The following is a 16680-nucleotide window of genomic DNA, read 5'->3' as shown; positions in this document are numbered from 1 at the left end:
TAGCTAGCGGAAACAGAGAGAGGTAATTCCAATGGCTGGACCCCAGCGCCGCGGTGGCGGTGCCGGTGGCGGCGAGCGGCGGGACCGGAAGGGCCGTGACGGCGGCGCAGCTGCCGCCGAGAAGACCGCGTACGTTGAGCGCGTCGTCGCGATCAACCGCGTCGCCAAGGTTGTGAAGGGTGGTCGTCGCTTCAGCTTCACCGCGCTGGTCGTGGTGGGCGACGGTGACGGCACCGTGGGTGTCGGATACGGCAAGGCCAAGGAGGTGCCGGCCGCCATCGCCAAGGGTGTTGAGGAGGCCAAGAAGCACTTCTTCAAGGTCCCCCGCATCCAGGGCACCATCCCGCACCCGATCACGGGTGAGAAGGCTGCGGGCGTCGTCCTGCTCAAGCCGGCTTCCCCCGGTACCGGCGTCATCGCCGGTGGCCCGGTGCGAGCCGTGCTCGAGTGCGCCGGCGTGCACGACATCCTGTCGAAGTCGCTCGGCTCGTCGAACGCGATCAACATCGTGCACGCGACCGTGGCGGCCCTGAAGGGCCTGCAGCGTCCCGAGGAGATCGCGGCTCGCCGTGGTCTGCCGCTCGAGGACGTCGCTCCCGCGGCTCTGCTGCGCGCGCGTGCCGGGGCTGGTGCTGCGTAATGGCTCAGCTCAAGATCACGCAGGTCAAGTCCTACATCGGCAGCAAGCAGAACCACCGTGACACTCTGCGGTCGCTTGGTCTCAAGGGGATCAACACCGTGGTCGTCAAGGAGGACCGCCCCGAGTTCCGCGGCATGGTGCACACCGTCCGCCACCTCGTGACGGTCGAGGAGGTCGACTGATCATGGCGGAGAACAACCCGCTCAAGATCCACAACCTCCGTCCCGCCCCGGGCGCCAAGACCGCCAAGACCCGTGTGGGTCGTGGTGAGGCGTCGAAGGGTAAGACGGCCGGTCGTGGTACCAAGGGCACGAAGGCCCGCTACCAGGTTCCGGAGCGCTTCGAGGGTGGCCAGATGCCCCTCCACATGCGTCTCCCGAAGCTCAAGGGCTTCAGGAACCCGTTCAAGACCGAGTACCAGGTCGTGAACCTCGACAAGCTGGCCGCTCTCTACCCCGAGGGTGGTGAGGTCACCGTCGAGTCGCTGATCGCGAAGGGTGCCGTTCGCAAGAACAGCCTCGTCAAGGTCCTCGGCCAGGGCGAGATCTCCGTGGCGCTCCAGGTGACGGTCGACGCCGTCTCCGGGTCCGCCAAGGAGAAGATCACCGCCGCCGGCGGCACGGTCACCGAGCTCGTCTGAGTCGCTCAGGCGACGCCTCGATGACGTAAACGAACCCGACCGGGGATACCTCACAATGAGGTATCCCCGGTTGGTCGTTCCTAGGGAGGCAGTGTCGCCGGTATGGTGGCCTGCACTGTTCTTTTTCGTATTCGTCGAACCTCAGACCGTCACCCTTGACGCAGTTGCGCGGGGGTCGCAGGAGGCACCGTGCTCACCGCGTTCGCCCGGGCGTTCAGGACGCCCGACCTGCGCAAGAAGCTGCTCTTCACGCTGGGCATCATCGTGGTCTACCGGGTCGGTACCCACATCCCGATCCCCGGCGTCAACTACCAGGCCGTCCAGAAGTGTGTGAACGAGGCGTCGGGCAACCAGGGCCTCTTCGGCCTCGTGAACATGTTCAGCGGTGGCGCGCTGCTCCAGATCACGGTCTTCGCGCTCGGCATCATGCCGTACATCACCGCCAGCATCATCCTTCAGCTGCTGACCGTGGTCATCCCGCGTCTGGAGGCCCTGAAGAAGGAGGGCCAGGCCGGCACGGCGAAGATCACGCAGTACACCCGCTATCTGACGGTGGCGCTCGCCATCCTCCAGGGCACGGGTCTGGTCGCCACCGCCCGCAGCGGCGCGCTCTTCAACGGCTGCTCGGTCGCGTCGAGCATCGTTCCCGACCAGGCCATCTTCACGACGATCACCATGGTCATCTGCATGACCGCGGGTACGGCCGTCGTGATGTGGCTCGGTGAACTGGTCACCGACCGCGGCATCGGCAACGGCATGTCGATCCTGATGTTCATCTCGATCGCCGCGACGTTCCCGTCCGCGCTGTGGGCCATCAAGAAGCAGGGCACGCTGGCCGGCGGCTGGATCGAGTTCGGCACGGTCATCGCCGTGGGCCTGGTCATGGTCGCGCTCGTCGTCTTCGTCGAGCAGGCCCAGCGCCGCGTCCCGGTGCAGTACGCGAAGCGGATGATCGGCCGCCGGTCCTACGGCGGTACGTCCACCTACATCCCGCTGAAGGTGAACCAGGCGGGTGTGATCCCCGTCATCTTCGCCTCGTCGCTGCTCTACATCCCGGCGCTCGTGGCCCAGTTCGCGGGCAACGACAAGTCGGGCTGGAAGACCTGGGTCGAGCAGAACCTGACCAAGGGCGACCACCCGATCTACATCACCACGTACTTCCTGCTGATCGTTTTCTTCGCGTTCTTCTATGTGGCGATCTCCTTCAACCCCGAGGAAGTCGCCGACAACATGAAGAAGTATGGTGGCTTCATCCCGGGCATCCGGGCTGGCCGACCGACCGCTGAGTACCTCAGTTACGTGCTCAACCGGATCACCTGGCCGGGTTCGCTGTATCTGGGCCTGATCGCTCTCGTACCGACAATGGCGTTGGTGGGCTTTGGGGCAAGCCAGAACTTCCCCTTCGGCGGCACCAGCATCCTCATCATCGTGGGTGTCGGCCTCGAGACGGTGAAGCAGATCGAGAGCCAGCTCCAGCAGCGCAATTACGAAGGGTTCCTCCGCTGATGCGTATCGTCCTCGTCGGGCCGCCGGGTGCCGGTAAGGGAACGCAAGCCGTCCGGCTCGCAGAGAAGCTGGCCATCCCGCACATCTCCACGGGTGACCTGTTCCGGGCCAACATCAGCCAGCAGACCGAGCTGGGCAAGCTCGCGAAGTCCTACATGGACGCCGGCAACCTCGTACCCGACGAGGTCACCATCGCGATGGCCAAGGACCGCATGGAGCAGCCGGACGCCGAGGGCGGTTTCCTGCTGGACGGCTTCCCGCGCAATGTCTCCCAGGCCCAGGCGCTGGACCAGCTGCTGGAGAACGAGGACATCACGCTGGACGCGGTCCTGGACCTGGAGGTCCCCGAGGAGGAGGTCGTCAAGCGGATCGCCGGCCGGCGCATCTGCCGCAACGACTCCTCGCACGTCTTCCACGTGACGTACAGCCCGGCGAAGCAGGAGGGCGTGTGCGACGTCTGCGGCGGTGAGCTGTACCAGCGCGACGACGACTCCGAGGACACGGTCCGCAAGCGGCTCGAGGTCTACCACACGCAGACCGAGCCGATCATCGACTACTACAAGGCGCAGGGCCTGGTCGTCACGATCTCCTCCCTGGGCCCGGTGGACGAGATCACGCGGCGGGCGCTGGAGGCCCTCAAGCGCGAGAAGGCCGAGCAGTAGATCCCGGCCCGTTCCGGCCGCGGTGCCCTCCTCCTCCCGGATGATGTCCGGGAAGACCCCCGGGGCGCCGCGGCCGTACTGTTGTACAGGTAACCCAGTCGACGTGAGTGACGGAGAGCGCAGGCCCCCCATGGTGCAGATCAAGACCCCCGAGCAGATCGCCAGGATGCGGGCGGCGGGCCTGGTCGTCGCCGCCATCCACGCGGCCACGCGCGAGGCCGCCGTGCCGGGTGCCAGCACCAAGGACCTGGACGAGGTGGCCCGCAAGGTCCTCGCCGAGCACGGCGCCCGGTCGAACTTCCTCGGCTACGGCGGCTTCCCGGCCACCATCTGCACCTCCGTCAACGAAGTCGTCGTGCACGGCATCCCCTCCGAGGGCGTCGTCCTGAAGGACGGCGACATCATCTCCGTCGACTGCGGGGCGATCGTCGACGGCTGGCACGGCGACGCGGCCTACACGGCGTTCGTCGGCTCCGGCCACGCGCCGGAGCTGATCGAGCTGTCGCGGGTGACGGAGGAGTCGATGTGGGCCGGCATCGCGGCCATGAAGCCGGGCGGCCGCCTGGTCGACGTCTCCCGGGCGATCGAGACGTACATCCGCCGCCAGCCCAAGCCCGGCGGCGGCCGGTACGGGATCATCGAGGACTACGGCGGCCACGGCATCGGCACCGAGATGCACATGGACCCGCACCTGCTGAACTACGTCGACCGCCGGCGCGGCAAGGGCCCGAAGCTGGTGCCCGGTTTCTGCCTGGCGATCGAGCCGATGGTCTCCCTCGGCACCCCGCGCACCGAGGTCCTCGAGGACGACTGGACCGTCATCACCACGGACGGCACCTGGTCCTCCCACTGGGAGCACTCGGTCGCCCTCACCGAGCAGGGGCCGCTGGTCCTGACGGCGCCGGACGGCGGCCGGGCGAAGCTGGCGGAGTACGGCATCACGGCCGCTCCGGACCCTCTGGCATAAGGATCACCCGCATGGGGCAGACTTCCTCGATTCGCCTTTCCGGGTGTGCCGACGTAGACTGACTCGTCGGCTCTCGTGCACCCGCATGTCCGCATGCTCCCGCAAGGGAATCCCAGGGTACGCCCGAGGGTCGATCAAGGTAGTCGATTCGAAGGGCGAAGCGTGGCCAAGAAGCAAGGTGCCATCGAGATCGAGGGCACTGTCGTCGAGTCTCTTCCGAACGCCATGTTCAAGGTTGAGCTCCAGAACGGCCACCAGGTCCTGGCGCACATCAGCGGCAAGATGCGTATGCACTACATCCGCATCCTCCCTGATGACCGGGTCGTGGTGGAGCTTTCTCCGTACGACCTCACGCGCGGCCGGATCGTCTACCGGTACAAGTAGATCTTGCCCGAGCCCCGGGCCCGCCCGGAGCGATGGCACTGACCCGGAGAACCTCACCCCATGAAGGTCAAGCCGAGCGTCAAGAAGATCTGCGACAAGTGCAGGGTGATCCGCCGTCACGGCCGGGTCATGGTCATCTGCGAGAACCCGCGCCACAAGCAGCGCCAGGGCTGACGCAGGAACACCACCCTCTGCACCGCTATCGCAGAGATTCGCGCGACGCGAGCTGAATATGTTCATACGCAGGGCCCAAGTCGTCGCGAGCGGCTTGACACCCCCGGTCGGAGGCCGGGGACCCGGTTCGTACCTGGTACGGCGGCCGGGAGCCGGTCCTGTGGAAGACCTCCGAAGAATCACCAGGAGCCATTGAATGGCACGCGTTTCCGGTGTCGACATCCCGCGCGACAAGCGCGTGGAGATCGCGCTCACCTACGTGTTCGGCATCGGCCGGACCCTCTCGAAGGAGACGCTGGCTGCGACCGGCGTCGACCCGAACGCCCGCGTCCGTGACCTGTCCGAAGAGCAGCTGGTCGCGATCCGCGAGTACGTCGACAACAACATCAAGACCGAGGGTGACCTCCGTCGCGAGATCCAGGCCGACATCCGCCGCAAGGTCGAGATCGGTACCTACCAGGGTCTCCGTCACCGTCGCGGTCTGCCCGTCCGCGGTCAGCGCACCAGCACCAACGCTCGTACCCGCAAGGGTCCGCGTCGCGCCATCGCCGGCAAGAAGAAGCCGGGCAAGAAGTAGTCCGCAGCGGACATCTGTCCACGGTCTTCGCTGTAGGACCGACCACCTCCCTAGGAGTAAGTAGATGCCCCCCAAGGGACGTCAGGGCGCCGTCAAGAAGGTGCGCCGCAAGGAAAAGAAGAACGTCGCTCATGGCCACGCCTACATCAAGAGCACGTTCAACAACACGATCGTCTCCATCACGGACCCGTCCGGCAACGTGATCTCCTGGGCCTCCGCCGGCCACGTCGGCTTCAAGGGCTCCCGGAAGTCCACGCCGTTCGCCGCGCAGATGGCCGCCGAGTCGGCTGCCCGCCGCGCGCAGGAGCACGGCATGCGCCGCGTCGACGTGTTCGTCAAGGGCCCGGGTGCCGGTCGTGAGACCGCGATCCGTTCCCTTCAGGCCACGGGTCTCGAGGTCGGCTCCATCCAGGACGTCACCCCGACCCCGCACAACGGCTGCCGCCCGCCGAAGCGTCGTCGCGTCTGACGCGTCGGCCGCGTGCCGGTCTGAGGTTTTCGGGCGGTACGGCTCCGTGAAAGGGCCGTATCGCCCGTACCCTTGCCATACCCGTGCGGTGCGAACCCACGGTTTTGTCGGACGTCAAATAGCGGGCGTCCACGAATGAAGGATCTGATCCACTCATGCTGATCGCTCAGCGTCCCTCGTTGACCGAAGAGGTCGTCGACGAGTTCCGCTCCCGGTTCGTGATCGAGCCGCTGGAGCCGGGCTTCGGTTACACCCTCGGCAACTCCCTGCGCCGTACCCTCCTGTCCTCGATCCCGGGTGCCGCCGTCACCTCGATCCGGATCGACGGCGTGCTGCACGAGTTCACCACCGTGCCGGGCGTCAAGGAGGACGTCACCGACCTGATCCTCAACATCAAGCAGCTGGTCGTCTCCTCGGAGCACGACGAGCCGGTCGTGATGTACCTGCGCAAGCAGGGCCCGGGTCTGGTCACCGCCGCCGACATCGCGCCCCCGGCCGGTGTCGAGGTGCACAACCCCGACCTCGTCCTCGCCACGCTCAACGGCAAGGGCAAGCTGGAGATGGAGCTGACCGTCGAGCGCGGTCGCGGCTACGTCTCCGCCGTGCAGAACAAGCAGGTGGGCCAGGAGATCGGCCGTATCCCGGTCGACTCCATCTACTCGCCGGTGCTGAAGGTCACGTACAAGGTCGAGGCCACGCGTGTCGAGCAGCGCACCGACTTCGACAAGCTGATCGTCGACGTCGAGACCAAGCAGGCGATGCGTCCGCGTGACGCCATGGCCTCCGCGGGCAAGACGCTGGTCGAGCTGTTCGGTCTCGCCCGCGAGCTGAACATCGACGCCGAGGGCATCGACATGGGTCCGTCCCCGACGGACGCCGCCCTGGCCGCCGACCTCGCGCTGCCGATCGAGGAGCTGGAGCTGACGGTCCGCTCCTACAACTGCCTCAAGCGTGAGGGCATCCACTCCGTGGGTGAGCTGGTCGCGCGCTCCGAGGCCGACCTGCTGGACATCCGCAACTTCGGTGCGAAGTCCATCGACGAGGTCAAGGCGAAGCTGGCCGGCATGGGCCTGGCCCTGAAGGACAGCCCGCCCGGATTCGACCCGACCGCCGCCGCCGACGCCTTCGGCGCCGACGACGACGCGGACGCCGGGTTCGTGGAGACCGAGCAGTACTGAGCACTCCGCGAGGAGGCCGGTCCTGCGGCTGCCGGCCCGCTGCGGCGGGTCGTGCGGTTCCCGCGCCCCTGACGGGGCGCGGACCCTCCGGGCGCCTTGAAGAAGGCGCCCGGATCTCCGACGGGTGATCGCCCGCTCGGACACTGACTCCGGTACCTGACACGGCCGGGGCAGACACCTAGGAGAGACACCATGCCGAAGCCCACCAAGGGTGCCCGTCTGGGCGGCAGCGCCTCGCACGAGAAGCTGCTCCTCGCGAACCTCGCGAAGGCGCTGTTCGAGCACGGCCGCATCACCACCACCGAGGCGAAGGCGCGCAAGCTGCGTCCGTACGCCGAGCGTCTGGTCACCAAGGCGAAGAAGGGCGACCTTCACAACCGCCGCCAGGTGCTCCAGGTCATCACGGACAAGAGCATCGTGCACACGCTCTTCACCGAGATCGGCCCGCGGTACGAGAACCGTCCCGGTGGCTACACCCGCATCACCAAGATCGGTAACCGCCGTGGCGACAACGCGCCCATGGCCGTCATCGAGCTGGTCGAGGCGCTGACGGTGCAGCAGAACGCCGTGGGTGAGGCCGAGGCCGCCACCAAGCGCGCGGTCAAGGAGTCCGACGAGGCCAAGGCCGAGGAGACCAAGGTCGAGGAGACCGAGGCTCCGGCCGAGGAGTCCAAGGACGCCTGAGGCTCTGCCTGACGCTGTGAGCGGGTCCGCCCTTAGGGGCGGGCCCGCTCTCGCGTTCCCCCCGGTCCCGCCCTGAGAGGATCCCTACGTGAGTGACGAAGTACAGCCCGGACTCGTACGCATCCGCCTCGAGCTGTCCTACGACGGCAGCGCCTTCCACGGCTGGGCCAAGCAGGCCGGCGGCAGGCGGACCGTGCAGGGCGAGATCGAGGACGCCCTGCGGACGGTGACGCGGTCGAAGGAGACGTACGACCTGACCGTGGCCGGGCGGACCGACGCGGGCGTGCACGCGCGCGGGCAGGTGGCGCACGTCGACCTGCCGGCCGGGCTGTGGGCGGAGCACGGGGAGAAGCTGCTCAAGCGGCTCGCCGGGCGGCTGCCGAAGGACGTCCGGGTGTGGCGGCTGGCCGAGGCCCCGGCCGGGTTCGACGCCCGGTTCTCGGCGGTCTGGCGGCGCTACGCGTACCGGGTCACCGACCATCCGGGCGGGGTCGATCCGCTGCTGCGCCACCACGTGCTGTGGCACGACTGGCCGCTCGACGTGGACGCCATGAACGAGGCGGCCCGGGCGCTGCTGGGGGAGCACGACTTCGCCGCGTACTGCAAGCGGCGGGAGGGGGCCACGACCATCCGGACGCTCCAGGAGCTGAGCCTGGTGCGGGGCGGTGACGGGATCATCACCGCCACCGTCCGCGCGGACGCGTTCTGCCACAACATGGTGCGTTCGCTGATCGGGGCGCTGCTGTTCGTGGGCGACGGGCACCGGGGCCCGGAGTGGCCGGGGAAGGTGCTGGCCGCCGGTGTGCGGGACTCCGCCGTGCATGTCGTACGGCCGCACGGGCTGACCCTGGAGGAGGTCGGCTACCCCGCCGACGAGCTGCTGGCGGCCCGGAACAAGGAGGCCCGGAACAAGCGGTCGCTTCCCGGGGCCCCGGGTTGTGAAACCTGTTAGTTACGTTCCATTCCGCAGGACATATGCGCCATGTCTGCTTTTTCCGGGCGTAGGTGCCTTACTGACCCTTACGCGGTTCATACCTCTCGGATAGAGTTTCGCCTCCCGGCCAGGAGATCGATGGGGCCGGCCGGGGTTGGCTGGGGGGTCGACGGGTCGTCATGGCCCGGGGTTGGACAACGGAATGACTTCAGTGGGTCCCGTGCGGGCCGGGGGGCGTCGCGCGGCGCGCCAGAGCAGTGGGCGGCGACGGGCCGGGCGCGGCGGGAGCGCCACGCTGGGGCTGCTGCCACTGCCGCCGACGGAGAAGGAGAAGTACTCCTACGCCCGCCGGAATCTGTGGATCCTGACGATCAGTTCGCTCGTCAGCTTCTGCTGTCTGGTGGTGAGCCAGTTCAAGCTGGCGTCGTCCACGCCGGTGCTGTGGATCTACACACCGCTGCTGGTGTTCACGGTCTTCTACTACCTGGTGTCGTTGCGGGTGAACGGCTTCACCCGGGACTTCGACATCGCCCGCCACCGGCGGCTGGTGCACGACTGGCGGCCCGAGGTGTATCCCACCGTCGACGTGTTCCTGCCGGTGTGCGGGGAGCCCATCGAGGTGCTGCACAACACCTGGCGCCATGTGCGGGCGATGGCCGACCGCTATCCCGGGGTGTGCGTGCCGTTCGTGCTCGACGACGGCGCGGACCCGCAACTGGCCGCGATGGCGCGGGACTTCGGTTTCCGCTACGGCACCCGGGAGAACCGCGGCTGGTTCAAGAAGGCCGGCAACCTGCACTTCGGCTTCGGCCGGTCCGACGGCGAGTTCCTCCTCATCCTGGACGCCGACTTCACCCCGCGGGCCGACCTGCTGGAGGAGCTGCTGCCGTACATGGACGACGATCCGCGGATCGGTATCGTCCAGTCGCCGCAGTACTTCCGTGTGCTCGACTCGCAGAACTGGATCGAGCGCGGGGCGGGCGCGGTGCAGGAGCTGTTCTACCGCTCCGTGCAGGTCTCGCGGCAGGGCAGTGACGGCGCCATCTGCGTAGGGTCCTGCGCGATCTACCGGCGGGCGGCCCTGGAGACCAACGGCGGTACGACGCTGATCGAGCACTCCGAGGACGTGCACACCGGCTTCGACCTGCGGGGGCTCGGCTGGGACCTGCGGTACGTGCCGGTCGCGGTGTCCACCGGCGTCTGCCCGGACACGGCGGGCGCCTTCTTCAACCAGCAGTACCGCTGGTGCTCGGGCTCGATGAGCCTGCTCGGCAGCGCGAAGTTCTGGCAGCGCAAGATCCGGCTGTCCAGCCGCCTGTGCTACATGTCCGGGTTCTTCTACTACATCCACACCGCGCTGTTCACCTTCGCGGCACCGGTCATCCCGATCGTGCTGCTGCTGGTGATGCCGGACAAGCTCAAGGTCGAGCACCTGCTCCTGGTGGTGCCGAGCATCGTCTACACCACGATCATCTTCCCGGTGTGGCACCGGGCGCCCTACCGCCTGGAGGCCTGGGCGGCCCGCATGATGTACGGCTGGGCGCACGTCTTCGCCATCTGGGACATCCTGCGCAAGAACCGCATGGGCTGGCAGCCGACCGGCTCCTCCGGCGCGAAGAAGAACAAGACGCGGCGCTTCTGGATCGGCATGTGGGCGTGGAGCGGTGGCACCGCGGTGGTCTGGGTCCTGGCGGCGGTGTACCGGACGTTCACCATGAACGCCCCCGACTTCGCCCTGGTCCTGTCCTCCGGGCTGTTCTACGCGCTGGTCGTCGGCCGGGTCCTGGTCCAGCCCCGCTCGGCGGCGGACGCCTGATGCGCCTGAAGGAACGATTCCGCTCCGTGCGCGTCACCCTGGCCGGCTGTCTGGCCGGCGCCCTCGCCCTCGGCGGCTGCTCGCTGCTCGGCGACGACTCCGGTGACACACCGGCGTCCGGCGGCGGCCCGGCCGCACCGCGCCCCGCGGCGAGCGCCGCCGGGGACATCCCCTACGACGTCACACCGCTGCTGGCGCCGGCGAAGAAGTACTTCGGGGTGGCCGTGCCCGGCGCCCCGAACGTCATGAAGAACGTCGACGCGTACACGCGGATGACCGGCAAGCAGCCCAACCTCGTCGAGTACTACGCCGGCTGGGGCGACGGCTTCGACGCCACCGGCGTGCGCAACGCCTGGGCCGAGGGCGCGCTGACACTGATGTCCTGGGAGCCGTTCGACACCCCGGTCGCCGACATCGCGGCGGGCAGATCCGACGCGTACATCAAGGAGTACGCGGCCGCGGTCCGCAAACTGAACCTGCCCGTGGTGATCGACTTCGCCGACGAGTTCAACGGCCACTGGGAGAAGTGGGGCACGGACCACGTGACCCCCGACCGGTACGTGGCCGCCTGGCGCCACATCCACCGGCTCTTCGTCGGCACCGGCGCCACCAACGTCATCTGGTCCTGGTCGCCCAACATCATCAACCCGGTCCCGGACGTGAAGCTCCAGCCGTACTACCCGGGCGACGCCTACGTCGACTGGGTGGGCCTGATCGGCTACTTCACCGGCACGGCGGACAACGGCTTCGACAGCGTCTTCGGCCGGACCCGGGACCGGATCCGCACCTTCACCAAGAAGCCCATGCTCCTGCTGGAGACCGCCGCCATGCCCGGCGAGCGGCGCCGCGCCGACATCCGCAACCTGTTCACGGGCGTCGAGGCGGACGACGGCATGCTCGGCTTCGTCTGGTTCAACCACCGCAAGCGCGCCGACTGGCGGCTGGAGGCGAGCCCGCTGGCGCTGAAGGAATTCAAGCGCCTGGCCGCCGACGACCGTTTCGGCTTCGACGTACGGAAGCCGTCATGACCTCTTCGCCCGAGTACTACACGCCCCAGCCGTACGACCCGTACGCCGAGGACGACGGCCAGGCCGGCTGGTTCAACTCCGACGGGTACATCCCGCGCCAGCCCCAGGCCCACGACATCGGCGCCGGGTACGACTACGACCCGCGCACCTACCCGTACCAGCAGCAGGACGACCAGCCGACGTACGCCCTGCGCACGGTGGCGGAACCGGCGGAGACCGCCGAGCCCGCCGAGGCGGCCGAACCGGAGTACCACGTCCCGCGGACCCCCGAGGTCGGCTGGGACATGGCCACCGGCCGGCGGCGCGCCTGGGTCAGCCGGGCCGTACTGCTGTGCGTCCTCGTCGTCCAGGCGGTGCTCTCGCTGCGCCTGGCCAACACGGCGTTCCAGGACGAGGCCCTGTACCTGGCGGCCGGGCACGCGGAGCTGGCGCACCTGCTGCACGGCACCCCCCTGCCCGTCGACTACGCCGCCTACTTCTCCGGCTCGCCGCAGCTGTACCCGGTGCTCGCCGCCGCCGTGGACGGCCGTTTCGGGCTGACCGGGGCGCGCCTGCTCAGCCTGGCCTTCATGCTGGGCACCACCGCCCTGCTGTACTCGTTCACCCGGCGGCTGTTCAACGAGCGGGCCGCGCTGGCCGGCGCGTCACTCTTCGCGGTCGTGCAGTCGACCGTCGTCATGGGCTACTTCGCCACCTACGACGCCCCCGCCGTGTTCCTGCTGGCCCTGGCCACCTGGATCGTCGTACGCACCGACCGGGCGCCCGTCGCCGCCGTGCTGCTCGCCGCACCGGTCGCCGTCCTCGCCGTCGGGGTGAAGTACGCCTCCGGCCTGTACCTGCCGACCATCGTCGTCCTCGCGCTGCTCACCGGCCGGCCGCACAAGGGCGGCAGGGCGTTCCTGCGGATGCTGCTGCTCGCCCTCGGCATCGCCGGGCTGCTCGCGGCCGGCCTGTACACCACCGACCTGCTCGCCGGTGTGCGGCAGACCACGACCGACCGCTCCCACGGCACCGACAGCGCCGTCTTCCTGCTCCAGCGGTCGGCGCAGTGGGGCGGGCTGATGTTCCTCACCGCCGTCGGCGGCGCGCTGTCCTACGTGCGGCGCAGCCGCATGAACGAGTCGCCGCTCGCCCAGCGGCTCGGCAACCCCGGCCGGCGCCGGCGGGCCCTGCTCGGACTGGTGCTCTGCGGCACAGCGCTGCTCGCGCCCGCCTACCAGATGCACCTGGGGACCGTCGTCTCGCTGTTCAAGCACGTCGGTTTCGGTCTGCTGTTCGCCGCCCCGATGGCCGGGGTGGGCGTGACCCGGCTGATCGGCGCCCACTTCCGCTACCCCCAGCTCGGCATCATGCTGTGGACGGCGACGCTCTGCCTCGGCATATCCCAGGCGGACTGGCGCTACGGCGTCTGGCCCGACTCCTCGAAGATGATCAAGGTCGTCGGCCCCCACGTGGACCGCAAGGGCCACTACCTCGCCTCGACACCCGAGGTGCCCGTCTACTACCTGCGTGACAGGACCAGCCAGCGGCAGTGGCAGGGCGTCTTCGCGATGGAGTACACGGACCGCAAGGGCACCTACCACTCCGGTGACGCGGCCTACCGCTCGGCGCTGCGCGACGGCGAGTTCGATCTCATCGTGCTGGACGGCCTGACCAACCCGCGGGTGGACGCCGTCGTCGCTGGGGCGGTCCGGGGCAACCCGCACTACCGACTCCTCGCGGACCTGCCCTTCCGCAACTCCAGCGGCACGGGCCACTACCGCGTCTGGACGAGGACCTCCTGAGCGTCCCGGCGCCCACGGAACGAGAGAGGCCGTCCCCGTACGGCTCACCGCCATAGGCACCGGCTACCTCGGTGCCACCCGTGCGGTTCACCACCTCCTACCCGGAGGCCGGGGCCTTCGGCGAGGTGCACTTCGTGTGCGTCGGCACCCCGCAGCGCGCGGATTCCTGCGCCGCCGACCTGCGCCACGCCGGTGCCGCGTTCGCCGCCCTCGCGGCACCGGACGCGCTCCTCGGGGGCAAGTCGGCCGTGCCGGCGGGGCGGCTGGCCCGCACGCACGGCACGGAGATCGCCCTTCAGGTACAGCCCGTCCAGCGGAAGCCCAGCACGGCCTCGACCATGCGCGGCAGGTTCGCCGCCTCGTTGTAGGTCGGCATCACCAAGGTGACCGGCGTCTCCTCGTGAGCCCTCAGATCGTCGACGACTCCCGGACGGCACCGGGCGGATCGCCGAGGAACTGGCGGAGAAGTACGGCAGCGGCGGCCGGCGCCGGATGAGTGTGCTGCACCGCACGGAGAAGGACGGGCCGGGGCGGCCCCGCACGGCCGGCATGTCCGCCGCGTCGGAGGAGGCCGCGGCCGCGTCGGCTCGGGCGCCGGTCTCGTCGGCGGCAGCCGCTACGTCGGGGGCGGCTCGCCGGACGGGCAGTGGGGCGCGCACCGGGTGCTGCTGTCGCGCTTCGCCGACCGGTACGGGCGCGCCGTCCTCGGCGCCGAGATCCAGGGCGTCACGGCCGGGTTCGCCCCTCAGGGACGTGGACCTGGCGTCCCTGGACTGCGCGGGGCTACAGCTTCCAGGTGGAGCTGAAGCACAAGGCCGTACGGGCCGGACACCGGGCCGTCGAGACCCGATGCGCTTCACCGGGCGGACGAAGGGTGTCCCGAAGGTGACCCTGCGCACCCGGCTGGAGTCGGCGGTGGTCCCGCTGCGGCTGCGCCTGAAGCGGAGCCGGCCGCCCGCCGGCTGCTGCCGCCGCGCCGCTAGCGTGCGGCGGCGGCCGACGCCTGGACCTGTCCGCGGCGGTTGATCTGGTTGACGGTGAACTGGGCCAGGTCGTTGCCGGTGCGGAAGACCGCGGCGTCCTTGGTGGTGACGTCCTTGCCGCTGGTGAAGCCGGAGATCGTGAAGTAGGCGTAGCGGCCGTAGGCGTTGCGGGTCGAGCGGCAGAACGCACCGTCGCAGAACGGCTTGACCCCCTTGCCGAACAGCGAGCGCACGATGCTCCTGTCGTCGGTCTGGGAGCGGGCCTTCGCGGCCTGGGCCGCGGTGTCGAAGACGGCGACGCCCACGGTGGCCCCGATGCCGCCGTCGGTGTAGGTCACCCGCATCAGACGGGTGCAGCCGTTGGCGGTGAGGATCTTGGGCAGGGTGGCGCCGGCGGCCGTGGCACAGCTCGTGGTGTCGGCCGTGAGGCCCTTCTTGTACACCGTGCCGCCGATGGTCAGCCGCGTGCCCGGGAACAGCGTGTCGGGGCTGAGCGGGGCGGTGTCCTTCCTGGCGCTGGAGATGAACTCCTTGGGGTCCAGTGGCGGCGGGGCGCTGGTGGGCGCGAACGACGGCGTCGCGGTGCCGGTGCCGGGCAGCGCGGAGCCGGCGGCCGGACCGCCGGCGCCCGCCTTGCCGTCCCCGCCGTTCGCGGAGACGACGGCCATGGCGACCGCGGTGCCTATCGCGACGGTGGCGAGCGCGCCGCCGGCTGTGAACAGCAGCTTGCGGCGCTTGTTCCGCGTCTCCGAGGCCTCGGCGAGCGCGGCCCAGTCCGGCGACCCGTCGTCGGCTGCGCTGTTCCATGGCTGCTGGGAATGCGGTTTCCAGGGATCCCACTGAGACTGGGGTCCCCCCTGCCCGTAACTCATGGGGCGCATCTTAGACGGGGCGCGGGGGGTGCCGGAGGGCGTCGGGCGGCATGCCGCGTTTGTCCGCCGCCCGGTTCCGGGGCGTTTCGCGCGGGGTGTCGGGCGGACTCGTTTTGACCCGTCCGGGGGCTGACCGGTAACCTACTTCTTCGTTGTGTATTGGCTTGCTCATTCTCACGGGACGGGCCCTTACACCGGTCCACCGGGCCGATGACCAGCGACCAGCACGCGGTTTGCGTCACCGCTGTGCGGTCAGGGCTGTCGTGATCGTTTCGGTGACCTTGTTTAGGACCATTCACTCGAAGCGAAGGCTACGAACCGTGCGTACGTACAGCCCCAAGCCCGGCGATGTGACGCGCCAGTGGCACGTCATCGACGCTCAGGACGTAGTCCTGGGCCGTCTCGCCACCACCGCAGCGACCCTCCTCCGGGGCAAGCACAAGCCGATCTACGCGCCGCACGTCGACGCTGGTGACTTCGTCATCATCATCAACGCCGACAAGGTGCACCTGTCCGGCAACAAGCGGACCCAGAAGATGGCGTACCGCCACTCCGGCTACCCGGGTGGTCTGCGCTCCGTCCGCTACGACGAGCTGCTCGACAAGAACCCCGAGAAGGCCATCGAGAAGGCCGTCAAGGGCATGCTCCCCAAGAACACGCTGGGCCGTCAGATGCTCTCGAAGCTGAAGGTCTACAAGGGTGACCAGCACCCCCACGCTGCCCAGCAGCCGGTGCCGTTCGAGATCACCCAGGTCGCGCAGTAAGTCCGGCCACCCCCTAAGACCGAAGAGAATCTGAGGAGAATCGTGGCCGAGACCACTGCCGAGCAGCCGCTCGAAGAGCTTGACATCGACAGCTACACCACCGAGTCCGAGGTCCCCGTCGAGGGTGAGTACACCTCGGAGTCCCTGGCCTCCCGCTTCGGCGAGCCCCAGCCGGCCGCCGGCCTGGGCCGCCGCAAGAACGCCATCGCCCGCGTCCGGATCGTTCCGGGCACCGGCAAGTGGAAGATCAACGGCCGCACCCTCGAGGACTACTTCCCGAACAAGGTGCACCAGCAGGAAGTCAACGAGCCCTTCAAGGTGCTCGAGCTGGAGGGTCGTTACGACGTCGTCGCCCGCATCGCGGGTGGCGGTGTGTCCGGTCAGGCCGGTGCGCTCCGTCTCGGTGTCGCCCGTGCGCTGAACGAGGCCGACGTCGACAACAACCGCGGCCCGCTGAAGAAGGCCGGCTTCCTCACGCGTGACGACCGTGCGGTCGAGCGCAAGAAGGCCGGTCTGAAGAAGGCCCGTAAGGCTCCGCAGTACAGCAAGCGCTAAGCTTCGCTGCCTGCTCGTACGTGGTACGGGCTTCGGCTCCGCGTACTCCGAACGCCCCGGCGG

The 16680-nt window shown here is 68.9% G+C and carries 20 protein-coding genes and 1 pseudogene; 20 read left to right on the top strand and 1 reads right to left on the bottom strand.

Going from position 1 to position 16680, the window contains the following annotated elements; all coding sequences use genetic code 11:
* Window positions 1-31: 31 nt before the first annotated feature.
* The 18 genes and pseudogenes from rpsE to ABZ117_RS08685 form a co-directional block, all read left to right on the top strand.
* A complete protein-coding gene (gene rpsE / locus ABZ117_RS08770) occupies window positions 32-640 on the top strand; it encodes a 30S ribosomal protein S5 (protein WP_007384078.1) in 609 nt (202 codons plus the stop codon).
* A complete protein-coding gene (gene rpmD / locus ABZ117_RS08765; protein ID WP_003998814.1) occupies window positions 640-822 on the top strand; it encodes a 50S ribosomal protein L30 in 183 nt (60 codons plus the stop codon). The genes rpsE and rpmD overlap by 1 nt, the downstream gene beginning before the upstream one ends.
* 2 nt (window positions 823-824) lie before the next feature.
* Window positions 825-1280 carry a 50S ribosomal protein L15 gene (gene rplO / locus ABZ117_RS08760; RefSeq protein WP_356818722.1) on the top strand — a complete coding sequence of 152 codons (456 nt, stop codon included), beginning with the start codon at window positions 825-827 and terminating at the stop codon, window positions 1278-1280.
* Window positions 1281-1469: 189 nt separating this feature from the next.
* Entirely contained in the window at window positions 1470-2786 is a 1317-nt protein-coding gene (gene secY / locus ABZ117_RS08755) for a preprotein translocase subunit SecY (RefSeq protein ID WP_356818721.1), read from the top strand.
* Window positions 2786-3448 (top strand): adenylate kinase, encoded by a 663-nt coding sequence (locus ABZ117_RS08750; RefSeq protein WP_356818719.1) that lies wholly within the window; start codon window positions 2786-2788, stop codon window positions 3446-3448. The genes secY and ABZ117_RS08750 overlap by 1 nt, the downstream gene beginning before the upstream one ends.
* Window positions 3449-3578: 130 nt before the next feature.
* On the top strand, window positions 3579-4415 hold the full coding sequence (gene map / locus ABZ117_RS08745) for a type I methionyl aminopeptidase (protein WP_356818841.1): 837 nt from the start codon (window positions 3579-3581) through the stop codon (window positions 4413-4415).
* Window positions 4416-4577: 162 nt separating this feature from the next.
* A complete protein-coding gene (gene infA / locus ABZ117_RS08740; protein WP_003948620.1) occupies window positions 4578-4799 on the top strand; it encodes a translation initiation factor IF-1 in 222 nt (73 codons plus the stop codon).
* 60 nt (window positions 4800-4859) lie between these two features.
* A complete protein-coding gene (gene rpmJ, locus ABZ117_RS08735) occupies window positions 4860-4973 on the top strand; it encodes a 50S ribosomal protein L36 (protein ID WP_003998809.1) in 114 nt (37 codons plus the stop codon).
* 196 nt (window positions 4974-5169) lie between these two features.
* Window positions 5170-5550, top strand: coding sequence for a 30S ribosomal protein S13 (gene rpsM, locus ABZ117_RS08730; RefSeq protein WP_121787367.1), 381 nt, complete (start codon window positions 5170-5172; stop codon window positions 5548-5550).
* 64 nt (window positions 5551-5614) lie between these two features.
* Window positions 5615-6019, top strand: a complete 405-nt coding sequence (gene rpsK, locus ABZ117_RS08725) for a 30S ribosomal protein S11 (RefSeq protein WP_201832311.1) — start codon at window positions 5615-5617, stop codon at window positions 6017-6019.
* A 155-nt stretch (window positions 6020-6174) separates the two neighbouring features.
* Window positions 6175-7197, top strand: a complete 1023-nt coding sequence (locus ABZ117_RS08720) for a DNA-directed RNA polymerase subunit alpha (RefSeq protein ID WP_003966937.1) — start codon at window positions 6175-6177, stop codon at window positions 7195-7197.
* A 192-nt stretch (window positions 7198-7389) separates the two neighbouring features.
* Window positions 7390-7881 (top strand): 50S ribosomal protein L17, encoded by a 492-nt coding sequence (gene rplQ, locus ABZ117_RS08715; protein ID WP_356818716.1) that lies wholly within the window; start codon window positions 7390-7392, stop codon window positions 7879-7881.
* An 88-nt stretch (window positions 7882-7969) separates the two neighbouring features.
* On the top strand, window positions 7970-8833 hold the full coding sequence (gene truA, locus ABZ117_RS08710) for a tRNA pseudouridine(38-40) synthase TruA (RefSeq protein WP_356818714.1): 864 nt from the start codon (window positions 7970-7972) through the stop codon (window positions 8831-8833).
* Window positions 8834-9215: 382 nt separating this feature from the next.
* On the top strand, window positions 9216-10631 hold the full coding sequence (locus ABZ117_RS08705) for a glycosyltransferase family 2 protein (RefSeq protein WP_356818840.1): 1416 nt from the start codon (window positions 9216-9218) through the stop codon (window positions 10629-10631).
* Entirely contained in the window at window positions 10631-11659 is a 1029-nt protein-coding gene (locus ABZ117_RS08700; RefSeq protein ID WP_356818712.1) for a glycosyl hydrolase, read from the top strand. The genes ABZ117_RS08705 and ABZ117_RS08700 overlap by 1 nt, the downstream gene beginning before the upstream one ends.
* Window positions 11656-13443, top strand: a complete 1788-nt coding sequence (locus tag ABZ117_RS08695) for a glycosyltransferase family 39 protein (protein WP_356818710.1) — start codon at window positions 11656-11658, stop codon at window positions 13441-13443. The genes ABZ117_RS08700 and ABZ117_RS08695 overlap by 4 nt, the downstream gene beginning before the upstream one ends.
* 80 nt (window positions 13444-13523) lie before the next feature.
* On the top strand, window positions 13524-13811 hold the full coding sequence (locus ABZ117_RS08690) for a hypothetical protein (RefSeq protein WP_356818846.1): 288 nt from the start codon (window positions 13524-13526) through the stop codon (window positions 13809-13811).
* Between the two features lie 58 nt (window positions 13812-13869).
* Window positions 13870-14388 (top strand): annotated as a pseudogene (locus ABZ117_RS08685) (polyprenol monophosphomannose synthase); the annotation flags it as partial.
* 34 nt (window positions 14389-14422) lie between these two features.
* Here the strand turns inward: ABZ117_RS08685 and ABZ117_RS08680 are convergent.
* Window positions 14423-15298 (bottom strand): hypothetical protein, encoded by an 876-nt coding sequence (locus ABZ117_RS08680; protein WP_356818708.1) that lies wholly within the window; start codon window positions 15296-15298, stop codon window positions 14423-14425.
* Between the two features lie 320 nt (window positions 15299-15618).
* Here ABZ117_RS08680 and rplM point away from each other — a divergent pair, with 320 nt between their 5' ends.
* Both rplM and rpsI read left to right on the top strand, forming a co-directional pair.
* On the top strand, window positions 15619-16062 hold the full coding sequence (gene rplM / locus ABZ117_RS08675) for a 50S ribosomal protein L13 (RefSeq protein ID WP_030345455.1): 444 nt from the start codon (window positions 15619-15621) through the stop codon (window positions 16060-16062).
* A gap of 42 nt (window positions 16063-16104) precedes the next feature.
* Entirely contained in the window at window positions 16105-16617 is a 513-nt protein-coding gene (gene rpsI, locus ABZ117_RS08670; RefSeq protein WP_301972785.1) for a 30S ribosomal protein S9, read from the top strand.
* Window positions 16618-16680 lie beyond the last annotated feature (63 nt).

This window comes from Streptomyces sp. NPDC006309 (assembly GCF_040613095.1).
Taxonomy (GTDB): Bacteria; Actinomycetota; Actinomycetes; order Streptomycetales; family Streptomycetaceae; genus Streptomyces.
This window is presented reverse-complemented; position numbering and strand designations above follow the sequence as displayed.